This is a genomic window from Oleiagrimonas sp. C23AA (genome assembly GCF_011759385.1).
Lineage (GTDB): Bacteria > Pseudomonadota > Gammaproteobacteria > Xanthomonadales > Rhodanobacteraceae > Oleiagrimonas.
In genome coordinates this window covers 127,134-140,560 of the sequence record NZ_JAARLY010000005.1, presented here as the reverse complement: position 1 = coordinate 140,560, position 13,427 = coordinate 127,134, and the positions used below count along the sequence as shown (strand labels likewise).

The window sequence follows — 13,427 nt, the reverse complement described above, 5'->3', positions numbered from 1 at the left end:
TCCGGCGAAACACATGACGACCGAGCTCATCCTGCAGAGCACGCTGACCTGTCCGCATTGCGGCCATCAGGTGGTCGAGACCATGCCGACTGACGCCTGCCAGTTCTTTTACGACTGCGCGAGCTGCGGCGAGCTACTCCGACCGAAAGCGGGTGACTGCTGCGTGTTCTGTTCCTACGGCACGGTGCCGTGTCCACCGATCCAGCAACAGAAATCCTGCTGCGGCTAGCGGTCGCTGAATCTTGTCCGTCAAGCTGTCTGGACGTTGACTCTGCTCCGCGATCGGGTGGTCGCCGCTATCCAGATGCTCAGGGTGGCTAACGCAGCGAGGGCAAGCGCTCCCATCATGTCTCCTGGGTAATGCACGCCCAAATAGATGCGCGCCCACGCCATTGGCAAGCCCAGCAACGCGACCACCTTGCCCCAACGACGCGTGCGTGGATCAAGCCAGAGCATGCCGGCGACCACCCACTGGATGGTCAGGTGATCGCTGGGGAAACTGCCGGTAGCGGCGTGTGCGATCCACGCATGGCCTACGCCGGCCACAAATGGGCGGGCTCTGTCCCATACAAGGCCGATAAGCGCGTTACCGATCAAGGCCATGGCAGCGACCACCAGCGCTTTCAACGCGGTGGCGCGCATCGACCCTCGGGGCCACACCAGCATCAGCCCAAGGACGCCGGCGGTCAGCACCAACGGCCCATCGGCGAACACGCGAGCCAAGTGCAGCATGACCGGTGACGGCGGTACCGTCGGGTGGATGGCTTGGAACAAGTGAAGATCCCAGCCGTACACAGCCGTGCCGATCCACGCGATGAGAGACGACGTCATGGCTTGGCGATCGCCGTTGCGGCGACGCGTGCCTCCCGCGCCTCGCGAAGAATGCCAAAAGCCTCCTTGAGCACATACACCGCGATGGCCGCACCGATCACGAGATCGGGCACGGGGCTGTGCAGCCATAGTACCAGGACACCTGACAGAATTACCGCTCCATTCGCGACGACATCGACCCTGGTGAACAGCCACGTGGCGCGAAGGTGAACCTCGCCCTGACGGAAACGGCCCAGCAATCGCAACACTGTGGCGTTGACGATCAGCGCGACAAAGGCGATCGCCATCATCCATACGCCTTCCGGATGGCTCCCCATCGCACTGCGCCAGATCACGCCGAGCAAGACACCGAGCCCCAGGATCAGCAGCAAGATGCCACTCAATTGTGCGGCGGAGGCTTTGAAACGCGCGCTGCGCGTCCACGCCGCCAGACCGATGCCGTAGGCACAGGCGTCGGCCAGCATGTCCAGCGAATCGGCGATCAAGCCCATTGACTGGGCGATCAATCCAGCGACGATACCGACCACGAACATCGTGGCATTGAGCCCCAAGGCGAGACGCAGAATCCGGCGCTCCGCCTCATTGGACGCTTCTGCGTGGCAGCCACACTCACTCATGCCGCATTGCCTTCATCCGTATCCGGCAGCACTTCCCGGGTCGCAGAGGGTGACGGCATCGGTCGACGGCCACGGCGGATATTGAACACGAATCCAACGGCCAGCAGCACCAAAATCGCCAACTGCGCCAGCAAGGATTGCCAGGTCGGATAGATGCCCAGCAGTTCGATATGCGGCACCGGCGCGACGCTCACCGCCACCCAACCGGCCTCCTGCAGGGCGGCGACGCCCTTGCCGGTCAGCACGATGGCGAGCACGGCGATTAGCGCCGAACTGGCCGAAAAGAATGTGCCAATGGGGAGTCGACGACTGGTGCGCAACAGCACCCAGGCGATCAACCCCAGCACCGCCGCACCGGCGGCAATGCCACCGAGCAGCCACACTTCCTGACCGTCGTTCCACAGGGCGGCATAGAACAGGATGCTCTCGAACACCTCGCGGTACACCGAGATGAAGGCCAGCCCGAACAGGAACCACGCGGAACGCCGGTTGAGTGCGGCGGCCATCTTTTCCTTCAGATACGCCTGCCAGCGACCGCCGATACTTTTCTGGTGCATCCACAGACCGACCCCGAGCAGCACGAACGCCGCAAACAGCGACGACAGCCCCTCGGTCAATTCACGGCCGGCACCGCTGATGGAAATCGCATAGCTGGCGATCGCCCAGGTAATTCCTCCCGCGACCAAGGCGAGGCTCCAACCGGCATGCACGTAGCGCAGTGCTTCGGGTCGCGCGGCTTTGCGCAGGAAAGCGAGCAGCGCGACCACGACCAGCAGAGCTTCCAGACCTTCACGCACCAGGATCGTGAAAGCACCAAGGAAAGTGGCGGCCGCATCGCCTGCGGCATCGTTGGTGACTTCTTGTGCGCGCACCAGCAGACCATCGACCGCATCGGCCTGTTTCGCCACCGATTCCATCGAAGCGCTGCTCGATAGCGCGGTGCGATAGGCACCCATCGCCGTTTCAAGCTTGGCGCGCAGCGCTCCGTCACGTGCATTGAGTTGCGGCTCGACCGGCTCCACGCCATCGAGGTAGGCGGACAACGCCAGTTGAGTGGCTTGCGCCTTGGCACCGGCTCGGTAAGCCGTCAGGCTCGCCGCCAGTCGCGCCCGCGCCAGAGGAATACCCGCCAAGGCCTGCTGCTGGATGACGTCAGGGTGGGCCCGCAAATAGCCCACGATCGTCCGAGCACGCTCCGCACCGAGGGTGGGCGTCAGCTGTGCGACACGCACACGCGACAATTCCTTCAAGTCGGCGATCTGCGCCCGGGCGGCGGTGTCGTGTTGCCAGGTATCGGCGCCAGTGGCGGCTTCCTTGGTGTAAGCCAGCGAACCCACGTAGTACGCCAGCGCCCAGCGGTCGTCGGAGGACAGTTGTTGCGCGTAGCTCGCCATCGGCGTGCCTTCCACGCCCTGGCTGATCACCTCATACAACGACAGCGCGCTGCGCTGATCGGCCCGCGTCTGGTCAGTGAAATTCACGGGCCGGGGGGACAGCTGCAGGCCAGCCGGACCATCGCCATGGCCGGTCGCCCCATGACAGGCAGCGCACTGGTTTTGATAGAGCGTGGCCCCCCGTGCCAGATCGGGAGCGCGTTCCGGTGCGGTCGGCACCGGATACGCCTGCAGCAACGCATCGGCCAGCGCATGTGCCTGCGTCGCGACCTGAGCGGGTGCGGCCTTGGCATCGACCGACGCCACCAACGTATCGGCTTGCTTCATGAGTGCAGGCGTGGTCGCGGTCGGTGGCAATGCGCCGATGCGTGATCGCGCCGTCGCCGTGAACTCCCGCATCTCGGCGTACTCGGAGGTACTGATCACCGCGCCATCCTTCACGGCACCGGCGTAATCCGTGGCCAGGTAGTCGAGCATCTGCCACGTTTGCGGCACGCTCGGACGAGCGTCTTGGGCGTATGCCGGCGGGGTCGGGATGGCCCAGAACAAAAGGACACCCAGTGAGAGGCCGCGCAACATACTATGAATGCGAGTAGTTATCATTACTGCATAGTACCCGCTCATGGAAAATTCGCCAATGCCGGCATGGCCGGCACGGGTGACCGCGATCGCCGCGCCAGCATTGAGGCAAGCGAAAGGAATGGGTTTCAGTGACGGGATATCCGAACCACCTCTCTGCGGAAGGAAATCTTGATGCCGGTCAGCTACGTTACCGAGGAACAGCGCGACAGCTACGGCCGATACAACGGCGACCCATCCAACGACGAACTGGCACGCTACTTCCATCTCGACGATGCTGATCGTGCGTACATTGCACGCAAGCGCGGCCATGCAAACCGGTTGGGCATCGCGCTGCAACTGACGACGCTGCGCTACTTGGGGACGTTCCTGGACGATCCGCTGGATCTACCACCATTGGTGCTATCCACCGTTGCCAGACAACTGGGCATTACGGACACCCGTCCTTCCCTCGACGACTACCGAATGGGGGAATTACGGTGGGATCATCAGCGCGATATCCGTCGTCAGTACGGCTTCGTCGAAATCACCGCACCACCCATCGGCTTTCGGTTGGGGCGCTGGCTGTACGCACTGTGCTGGACGGGAACGGAGCGGCCCAGCGTTCTGTTCGAGCGAGCCACCACATGGCTCCTGACGCACAAGATATTGCTCCCCGGACGCAGCACGCTCGAACGATTTGTCGCCAGTGTAAAAAGTCGCGTCGAAGAGCGTCTATGGCGTCGATTGGGTACCCGGCTCTCGGAGGCGCAGCACGAGCGCCTGGAGCAGCTGCTGACCGTGCCGACCGGCAGCCGCTATTCGCTTCTGGATCAATTGCGCTCAGGCCCCACCCGAGTCAGTGGCCCCGCGCTCATTCAAACGCTGATGCGCCTTCGGGAGATCCGGGAACTCGGCATCGACCTGCCCACGGTTGCGCATCTTCCGGCCAGTCGCGTCACGGCGCTGGCCCGCTTTGCGGGGGCCGCCAAAGCCAGCGCGGTGAGCCGCTTGCCCCAAGTGCGTCGCCTCGCCACCCTTGTGGCATTCGTGCACTGTCTGGAAGCCACTGCGCATGATGACGCCGTCGAAGTCCTTGAAATGCTGCTACGGGATGTTTTTGCCACAGCGCGAAAGGAGGATCGGAAAACACGCTTGCGCACGCTGAAAGATCTGGATCGTGCGGCCACGTTGCTGGCCGATGCTTGCCAAGTGGTGCTGGACGCCACGCTCCCTGACAAGGCGCTACGCAAAGCCTTGTTCGCCAAGGTTCCACGCGACATTCTCGCCCAGGCGCTTCAGGAAGTGAGCAACCTGGTGCGACCACCCGACGATGTCTTCTACAGCGAGTTGAGTGAGCGCTATCGGCGCATCCGCCGATTTCTCCCCTTCGTCCTGGAGAATCTGCGCTTCGGAGCGAGCCCTGCAGGTGAGGCCGTCGTCGCTGCCTATGAATGGCTTCGATCGCATCCCGGACGATTCAAGGCCGACGATGACGTACCGCGCGATGTCATTCGCAAACGCTGGCAACGCTACGCGATTCGCGATGACGACAGCATCGATCACCGGGCCTACACCTTTTGCGTGCTCGACGAATTGCATACGTCATTGCGCCGGCGCGACGTGTTCGTCGCACCCAGCTGGAAGTATGCCGACCCGCGTGCAGGCTTATTGAGCGGCCACGAATGGGAGACCGCGCGCCCCATCATTTGCCGCACGCTTAGCTTGTCTCCAACACCCTCATCGGCGCTCGCCGCGATTACCAAAGAACTCGATGAGACCTACCGCGCGGTAGCGTCCCGGCTCCCGGACAATCCTGCGGTGCGGTTCGAAGGCGAGCACGACCTGGTCGTCAGCTCCCTCGACAAGCTCGAAGAACCGACGTCTTTGCTGGCCTTGCGCGCTGCGGTCAATGAGCGTCTGCCGCGCGTGGACATCGAAGAGGTATTGCTCGAAATTGCGGCGCGTACCGGTTTCACCGATGCCTTCACTCATCTCACCGAGCGGTCTGCGCGTGCTGCGGAGCTTCCGATCAGCCTCTGTGCCGTATTGCTGGCCGAGGCGAGCAATACGGGCTTCGAACCCCTTGTTCGTGCCGACATCGCTGCTCTGAAACGATCGCGCCTGTCGTGGGTCGACCAGAACTACCTCCGCAACGATACCCTTGTTGCGGCCAATGTCATCTTGGTGGCGGCTCAGAATCGCTCGGCGCTGGCCCATCAGTGGGGTGGGGGCGATGTGGCGTCTGCCGACGGGATGCGTTTCGTCGTGCCTGTGCGCACTGTGCATGCGGCCGCCAATCCGAAGTACTTCGGCCGGGAACGCGGCGTGACGTGGTACAACCTGATCTCTGACCAGTTCAGCGGCCTCAACCACATCACCGTGCCGGGCACGCTCCGCGACAGTTTGATCTTGCTGGGTGTGGTGCTCGAACAACCCACGGAGTTGCAGCCGACGCAGATCATGACCGACACCGGCGCCTACAGCGACGTGGTGTTCGGGTTGTTCCGGCTGCTGGGGTACCGGTTCTGTCCCCGATTGGCTGACGTCGGCGGCACGCGATTCTGGCGCATCGATCCCGAGGCCGATTACGGCGGCCTCAATGCCGTTGCCCGCCAGCGGGTGAAACTGTCATTGATCGAGGAGCAGTGGGACGACATCCTGCGACTGGTGGGCTCGCTGAAACTGGGTCGTGTACCGGCCAACGGCATCATGCGAACCTTGCAGATCGGCGACCGTCCCACCCGTCTGGCCCAGGCGTTGGCTGAATTCGGAAGGATTGAAAAGACGCTGCACACGCTGACCTATATTGACGATGAGGCCAAGCGACGCAGCACGCTGACCCAACTCAACCGTGGCGAAGGGCGCCACAATGTTGCGCGCGCCATCTTTCATGGAAAACGCGGCGAGCTCCGGCAGCGCTATCAAGAAGGTCAGGAAGATCAGCTGGGCGCGCTGGGCTTGGTTCTCAACATCGTCGTCTTATGGAACACCATCTACATGGAGGCGGCACTGGATCAGTTGCGTCGGGAAGGCTTTCCCGTGCGTGACGAGGACGTCGCACGGCTCTCGCCGCTCACCCATGACCACATCAACATGCACGGCCGATATTCCTTTGCCGTGCCCGAGGCGGTTGCTCGCGGGGAACTGCGCCCGCTGCGGAATCCTGACGATAGGGAAGGCGATTGAGATGGGGACGCCTCAAGAGGTAGGCACTAACTATATGGTTTTTATAGACAAATCGACCTTATCCCGGTTTTACGTTCCATTGCTCCTCAAACCCCTTAACAGACACCATCGCCCGTTGGCCCCCAACTGTCGAGGGCCTGCTGATGGTTGTGAAGGCGGTGCGGCCACGCACGTTGTGATGCGCGAGGCTGTTCGCGGTTACGGGGCATGCCACGGTAACGTCGATCACGGACGCACATTGCGTGCGTGCAGAGCTGATCCAGGGCACGGCACAGCGGACAGATCCGGCCCAAGGCGGCCGACTGCTGCGTGTTTTGCTCGTGCGGCAGCGTGCCATGTCCGCCGATCCAGCAACAGAGGTCGTGCTGCGGGTAGACCATCCTTCATACATACGGGTCAAACGGTGCCGGTAGGGGGCTGTCTGAATTCATCACGACCGGTGCCCAAGTGAAATTGTCTAACAGCGCGGCAGTCGTATAGGATTGAAAGATGTATCCGTCTGCACCATCGCTGCTGACCCGCCTGCGCCGCCACCGCGGTCTGTGGGTGTTGGCGGTGGCGGTGTTGCTGATCAAGCTGGTCGCCGGCACGGTCTGTCTGGCCGATGCGCCCGAGAAGCGATTGGTGTCGACCACCACGGTCTCCGCCGTCAGCATGCCGGTAGATACAGCGATCGCCAACGTGTCGGCTGATGATGCGAGCGCCTGCCTTCTTGGTGAAGCGGATTGCCATTGCGCGTGTGCGCACACGGTGACGCTGCCGACGACCGCCCCGCTTGCTGTCGCCAGGGTGGAGTCTCGTTTCGACAACTTCACTATCCGTTCCGGATTCACGTCAGCGACGACTGGCTCCCTATTGCGCCCTCCGATCGCCTGAAACCGCTCCGTTCCGCGACGCATTCGCCCAGGCGATGCGTCGCTTCGTGATCGATTTCAGGAGATGGCTTCATGTCTGTGTTCCGTTCGGTGCCTATTGGCGCCGCGTGCCTGTTGTATGCGGCGCTGCTCAGTGCTGCCCCCGTACCCCCATTATCCGATCCTCCCCCAGCGGCAGGGACCCGAGCACCCTCGTTGCTCTCGTCTCCATTGCAGGACGCGGTACGCCGCGTCTGGCAAGCCAGCCCCGAAGTCCAGGCAGCGCGGGCGGATCTCGACGCCGCTCGTGCCCGTGCGCGTGCCGCTGCACAGCCGCTGTACAACCCCTCGCTGTCGCTCGATGCGGAAAACGCCGACGTCAACCGACGCACGGCTGGCCTCAGTCTGGCGCTGGATCTATCCGGAAAGCGTCGCGCCCGGGCCAGCCAGGGTGATGCCGAGGTGCTCGCCGCCGAGGCGACCTACGACCTTCTGCGTCGCAACGTCGCCGCCCGCTGGTTGAAGGCGTGGTCGGCAGCGACACTCGCGGCGCGACAAAGTGAGTTGGGTCGCCGTCGCCTCGCGCTGATGCAACGCTTTGACGACTTGGCCGCACAGCGGTTCAAGGTGGGCGACATCAGCAGTCCCGAACGCGACCTGGCTGGCCTGGCACTGGGTGAGGCGCAAGTGCAGCAGGCCACGCTCGCCGGCAATGAGGCGGCCGCGCGTGCCGCTTTGTTGGCCATCAGCGGTGACCAGCTCACGACCTTGCCGCCGTTACCCGAGGGGCTATCACCGGCGGCCGACCGTGTGACGCCCTTGGCCGTCGACGAGTTACCCGAACTGCGTCAGGCCCGCGCTCAGCAGGCAAGCGCCGACGCCGGCGTGCAGGTCGCGCGTCGTGCGCGCATTCCTGATCCCACGCTCAGCCTGACCGGTGGACAGGTACGCAGTGGGCCGCGTACCGATCAGGTGATCGGTTTGAGCGTGTCCATTCCCTTGCCCGTGCTCAATACCGGACGTGCCGAAGTGGATGCCGCCCGGGCGGAAGCCGATGCGGCCGCCGCGGGCGTGCGCTCGCGCCAGTTTGTCCTGCGTGCGGGGCTGCAGGAAGCGCAAGCCCGCTATGCCGCCTTGCGCGGTGCCGCCGAGGCGTTTCGTACCGGCCGCGCGGCCGCGTTCGAGGACCGCACCGCGCTGCTGGAAAAGCTCTGGCGTGCCGGTGAAATCAGCACGTCCGATTACCTCGTACAGCTCAAGCAAAGCCTCGATACCGCGCTGTCGGGCCAAGAGCTGGAAAGCCAGGCCTGGCAGGCCTGGTTCGATTACCTCACCGCCGCTGGCCGTCTGAACGATTGGCTCGATGGCCGCGTTCAGGACGGCCACAATCAGGAAATTAACCGATGAACGAATCTCTATTGAAGCGCGGCCTGCTGGGCATGGCCTTGTTGGCCGCCTTGGCCGGACCGGCGATGGCACAAGACGCTCCGCCGGCCAACCCGCTCGCACTGGACGCCAAGGCGATCAAAACCGCCGGCATCGTGCTCGACAAGGTGGCGCCACGTGCGCTGACCGATGAATTGAAGGCGCCCGGCGAAGTGAAGGCCGATGCGTATTCCACAGTGCTGGTGTCGCCGCGCGTGGAATCGCAGGTGCTGGCTCGCAAGGCCCGGCTGGGCGACGTCGTGAAAGCCGGCGCGCCGTTGGTGGTGCTCTCCAGCGTGCAGGTGGCCGAGACGCAAGGTGCATTGATCGTTGCCGAGCAGGATTGGCAACGGATTGCCGCACTGGGTCCCCAGGCGGTGTCGGCGCGCCGTTACAACGAAGCGAAAGTGCAGCGCGACCAGGCTCGCGCCAAGCTGCGCGCCTACGGCTTGTCGGATGGCCAGATCGGCGGCCTGCTGCGCAAGGGCTCGGCGGGGGCGGACGGGAGCTTCGAACTGCTCGCGCCCGCGGCCGGCCGCGTCACCACCGATGAATTTCTGGTCGGCGAGCGGGTGGAACCGGGTCGCACGCTGTTCACCTTGGTCAAGGAAGATTCGGTGTGGGTCGTCGCGCAGTTGTCACCGGCCGATGCCGAACGGGTCGAACCCGACGCGGACGCCCGCATCCTCGTCCACAACACCGCCATACCCGGCAAGGTGGTCCAGCGCTCGCATCAGACCGATGAGCGCACGCGTACCGTGCCGGTGCGCATCGAGGTCGATAACCGCAAGGATCTTCTGCATCCTGGTGAGCTGGTCGAAGCACGTATTGCTACCGGCAGCGCCGTGCAGAAGCTCGCGGTACCGGCCGATGCCATCGTGCTGCTGCAGAACCAGCCGACCGTGTTCCTTGCCAAGGGCAACGGGGCGTTCGAGCCGGCACCGGTGATGGTCGGCGACACGCGTGATGGCTGGACAGTCATCACGCAAGGGCTCAAGGCCGGCGCTTCTTACGTGCGCAAGGGTGCCTTCGCGCTGAAGGCCCGCTTGCTGCGCTCGCAGTTGGGAGAAGAATGATGCTGGAACGTCTGGTTGCATTCTCCCTGCGCTACAAGGTGCTGGTGCTGATCGCCTTCGTGGTGATCGGATTCCTCGGCTTTCAGGCCGTACGCCAGTTGCCCATCGACGCGTTCCCCGACGTCACGCCGGTGCAGGTCAACGTCTATACCGAAGCGTCGGGACTGGCCGCCGAAGATGTGGAACAGCTGCTCACCACGCCGGTGGAATCGGCGCTGGCGGGCCTGCCCAAGGTGGAACAGATCCGCTCGGTGAGCCTGTTCGGTTTGTCCTATGTGTCGGTGTATTTCGACGACAGCATGGACATTTACTTCGCCCGCCAGCTGGTCAACGAACGGCTGCAGCAGGTGGGCGATCGCCTGCCGGCCGGTTACGGCAAACCGGAGATGGGTCCGAACACGTCGGGTCTGGGTCAGGTGTTCTGGTACACCGTCGAACGCGCCGATGACAAACTGAAGGGGGCCACGGCGGGCACTGCCCCGAACGACATGGACCTGCGCACGCTGCAGGACTGGACCATCCGCCTGATCCTGCGCACCGCCCCCGGCGTTGACGACGTCACGTCGTGGGGTGGCCAGGAAAAGCAGTTCCAGGTGCGCATCGATCCGATGAAGCTGATCGCGCACAAGCTCGGCTTCAAGGAAGTGATCGAAGCCTTGCAGGCAAACAACGCGCAGGTCGGCGGCAATTTCGTCGACGTGGGACGCGAGCAGTACCTGGTGCGCGGCTTGGGGCTGATCCAGAACGCGAAGGACCTGGGCGACATCGTGCTGAAAACGGAAGACGGCACGCCGGTCTATGTGCGTGACGTGGCCACGGTCACCGAAGCGGGCGCACCACGCACCGGTGCGGTGACGCGCGATGGCAAGGAAGTGGTCCTTGGCATGGCGCTGGCCCGGATCGGTGAGAACGCCAAGAGCGTGGTCGATGCGGTCAAGGCCAAGCTCGACACGGTAAAGCAGGCGCTGCCACCCGGCGTGGCGGTCAAACCGGTGTACGAGCGCACCGAACTGGTCAACGCAGCGGTGGAAACCGCGGTGCGGGCGCTGGTCGAAGGTTCGATCCTGGTCGCGATCATCCTGTTCCTGTTCCTGGGCGAATTTCGCAGCGCGCTGGTGGTGGTCGTGGCGTTGCCGTTGGCGATGCTGATCGCTTTCATCTGCATGAATCAGGCCGGTCTGTCAGCCAACCTGATGTCGTTGGCAGGCTTGGCGATCGGCATCGGCATGATGGTCGATGGCGCGGTGGTGATGGTGGAGAACGCCTACCGCATCATGGCTGAGCGCAAAGCCCATGGGGGTCCTGTGGACCGCACCTCGGCCGTGCTGGCCGCTGCCCGCGAGGTCGCCAATCCGATGGCGTTCGCGATTTTGATCATCATCGTGGTGTTCCTGCCGCTGTTCAGCCTGCAGGGGCTGGAAGGCAAGATGTTCAAGCCGATGGCGTTCAACATCAGCTTCGCGATGGCCGGCTCGCTGATCCTGGCCCTGACGCTGATTCCGGTGCTGGCGGCGTTGGTATTGAAGCCCAAGGAAGAGAAGGACACGCGCTTGGTCGCGTTCCTGAAACGGCACTACGCCACCGTGCTGGCGTGGGCACTGGAACGGCGTAAGCTGGTGCTGGGCATCGCCGCCGGCGCCTTGATCGGCAGCCTCGCGCTGTTCCCGTTCCTGGGCAAGGAGTTCATGCCCAACCTGAAAGAGGGCGCCATCATGTGGCGTATCACCTCGATTCCCTCGGCCTCGCTGGATGAGTCGATCAACATCTCCAAACAGGTGTCGGCGCTGATCAAGCAGAAATTCCCGGAGGTGGACACCACTCTGGCGATGATCGGGCGCGCTGAAAAGGGCGAGACCGCCGACGTGAACTACATGGAGGTGTACACGCCGCTGAAGCCGAAGGATCAATGGCGCAAGGGCGAAACGCTGGACAGCATCGAGGAGGCGATGCAGAAGGAATTGTCGGCGGCTTTACCCACTGCCGTGGTGAGCTATACCCAACCGATCCAGATGCGCATTGAGGAATTGATCTCCGGCGTGCGTGCCACCCTTGCGTTGAAGATCTACGGCCAGGACCTGGGCGAGCTGGACCGGCTCAGTGGCCGCATCAAGGACGCGCTGGCCGGGGTGCCCGGTGTGGCCGACCTGGCGTTGGAGGCAAACATCGGCAAGCCGCAGATCCGCATCAAGGTGGATCGCGACGCGCTGGCCCGCTACGGCCTCAACGCCGACGACGTGCTGACCGTGGTCAAAAACGGCATTGGCGGCGAGCCCGTGACGACGCAGCTCGATGGCGTGAAACGCTTCGACATCACGGTCCGCCTGGACGATGCCGACAAGGCATCCTTGCCGGCGATCGAGCGCATCCCGATTCGCACAGCCAGTGGCGCCCTGGTGCAGCTGTCGCAGGTGGCCGAGGTCAGTGACGCCGAGGGTTACTCGTTCATCCGTCGTGAGCAGTTGCAACGCTACGCCGTGATCCAGATGGACGTGCGTGGTCGCGATATCGACGGCTTCGTCAAGGAGGCGAATGCCGCGATCTTCAAAAAGGTGCATCTGCCCACCGGCTACTACACCGAATGGGGTGGCGCGTTCGAGAACCAGCAGCGGGCCTTGAAGCGGTTATCGCTGATCGTGCCGGCGACGATCTTCTTCATCTTCGTACTGCTGTACACCGCCTTCAACTCGGTGAAGTACGCCGCGCTGATCCTGGCCAACGTACCGTTTGCCACCATCGGCGGCATCGTCGGGCTGGCCATCACCGGGCAATACCTGTCGGTGCCCTCAGCGATCGGCTTTATTGCGGTGTTCGGCGTGGCGATGTTGAACGGCATCGTGCTGGTGAGCTTCTTGAACGAGCAACGCGAAAAAGGGCTTCCGGTCCGGGAGGCGGTGGTTCGCGGCACGGCGTTGCGCATGCGACCGGTGATGATGACCGCCAGTGTGGCGATCCTGGGCCTGGTGCCGATGCTGCTCTCCAGCGGTGTGGGTGCGGAAACCCAGCGACCGCTCGCCACCGTGGTGGTGGGCGGCCTGATCACCTCGACCCTGCTGACGCTGGTACTGCTGCCGGTGCTCTATGACTGGATCGAAGAACGCGCCGCGCGGCGCCTGGCCAAGGAGACCACCCCATGAAAGAAGTAAAGGCATTCATCCACCGCGGCCGCGTCGTCGACGTCATTCACGCCCTGGAGGACGGTGGGTTCGGCTACCTGTCCGTCAGTGACGTCAAGGGCTTGTTGACGGCGCTCAGTGCGCAGGAACAGGTCTATTCCATGGAACTGGGCGAACGCGTGACCCGGCAAATCAAGCTGGAGGTGTTCTGCGAAGACGACCAGGTGGACCGAGCCGTACAACTGATTCGCCTGCACGGACGCACCGGCCAGAGCGTGGCCGGATGGGTCTACCAGAGCACCGTGGATGGGGCATGGCCGATCGACGGTCAAACCGACTGATGCGGACGGGCGGGGTTCAGTCCCGCCCG

General features: G+C 63.6%; 10 protein-coding genes and 1 pseudogene. 8 read left to right on the top strand and 3 right to left on the bottom strand.

The genetic code is table 11. The features are described 5' to 3' along the window. Positions 1-13: 13 nt before the first annotated feature. A complete protein-coding gene (locus HBF24_RS17335) occupies positions 14-229 on the top strand; it encodes a GDCCVxC domain-containing (seleno)protein (protein ID WP_167172513.1) in 216 nt (71 codons plus the stop codon). A gap of 20 nt (positions 230-249) precedes the next feature. Here HBF24_RS17335 and HBF24_RS10125 read toward each other — a convergent pair whose 3' ends face one another. The 3 genes from HBF24_RS10125 to HBF24_RS10115 are packed head-to-tail and all read right to left on the bottom strand — an operon-like array spanning position 250 to position 3,319. Continuing rightward, a complete protein-coding gene (locus tag HBF24_RS10125; RefSeq protein ID WP_167172511.1) occupies positions 250-831 on the bottom strand; it encodes a phosphatase PAP2 family protein in 582 nt (193 codons plus the stop codon). Further along, positions 828-1,448 carry a cation transporter gene (locus tag HBF24_RS10120; RefSeq protein ID WP_167172509.1) on the bottom strand — a complete coding sequence of 207 codons (621 nt, stop codon included), beginning with the start codon at positions 1,446-1,448 and terminating at the stop codon, positions 828-830. The genes HBF24_RS10125 and HBF24_RS10120 overlap by 4 nt, the downstream gene beginning before the upstream one ends. Continuing rightward, complete coding sequence (locus HBF24_RS10115) at positions 1,445-3,319, bottom strand: cytochrome c/FTR1 family iron permease (RefSeq protein ID WP_167172507.1); 1,875 nt, start codon at positions 3,317-3,319, stop codon at positions 1,445-1,447. Before HBF24_RS10115 ends, HBF24_RS10120 begins: the two co-directional genes overlap by 4 nt. A gap of 276 nt (positions 3,320-3,595) precedes the next feature. On the opposite strand from HBF24_RS10115, the gene HBF24_RS10110 reads away from it, so the two are divergent. From HBF24_RS10110 to HBF24_RS10085, 7 genes and pseudogenes are all read left to right on the top strand, one after another. Further along, complete coding sequence (locus HBF24_RS10110) at positions 3,596-6,589, top strand: Tn3 family transposase (RefSeq protein ID WP_167172505.1); 2,994 nt, start codon at positions 3,596-3,598, stop codon at positions 6,587-6,589. Between the two features lie 282 nt (positions 6,590-6,871). Further along, positions 6,872-6,964, top strand: a pseudogene (locus tag HBF24_RS17410) (hypothetical protein); the annotation flags it as partial. 114 nt (positions 6,965-7,078) lie between these two features. Continuing rightward, on the top strand, positions 7,079-7,465 hold the full coding sequence (locus HBF24_RS10105) for a hypothetical protein (protein ID WP_167172503.1): 387 nt from the start codon (positions 7,079-7,081) through the stop codon (positions 7,463-7,465). Positions 7,466-7,536: 71 nt separating this feature from the next. After that, positions 7,537-8,850: a TolC family protein gene (locus HBF24_RS10100; RefSeq protein ID WP_240922433.1), complete on the top strand. Its 1,314-nt coding sequence runs from the start codon at positions 7,537-7,539 to the stop codon at positions 8,848-8,850. After that, positions 8,847-9,944: an efflux RND transporter periplasmic adaptor subunit gene (locus HBF24_RS10095; protein ID WP_167172501.1), complete on the top strand. Its 1,098-nt coding sequence runs from the start codon at positions 8,847-8,849 to the stop codon at positions 9,942-9,944. Before HBF24_RS10100 ends, HBF24_RS10095 begins: the two co-directional genes overlap by 4 nt. Further along, a complete protein-coding gene (locus tag HBF24_RS10090) occupies positions 9,944-13,078 on the top strand; it encodes a CusA/CzcA family heavy metal efflux RND transporter (protein ID WP_167172794.1) in 3,135 nt (1,044 codons plus the stop codon). Before HBF24_RS10095 ends, HBF24_RS10090 begins: the two co-directional genes overlap by 1 nt. Then, a complete protein-coding gene (locus tag HBF24_RS10085; RefSeq protein WP_167172499.1) occupies positions 13,075-13,398 on the top strand; it encodes a P-II family nitrogen regulator in 324 nt (107 codons plus the stop codon). Before HBF24_RS10090 ends, HBF24_RS10085 begins: the two co-directional genes overlap by 4 nt. The last annotated feature ends 29 nt before the right edge of the window (positions 13,399-13,427 follow it).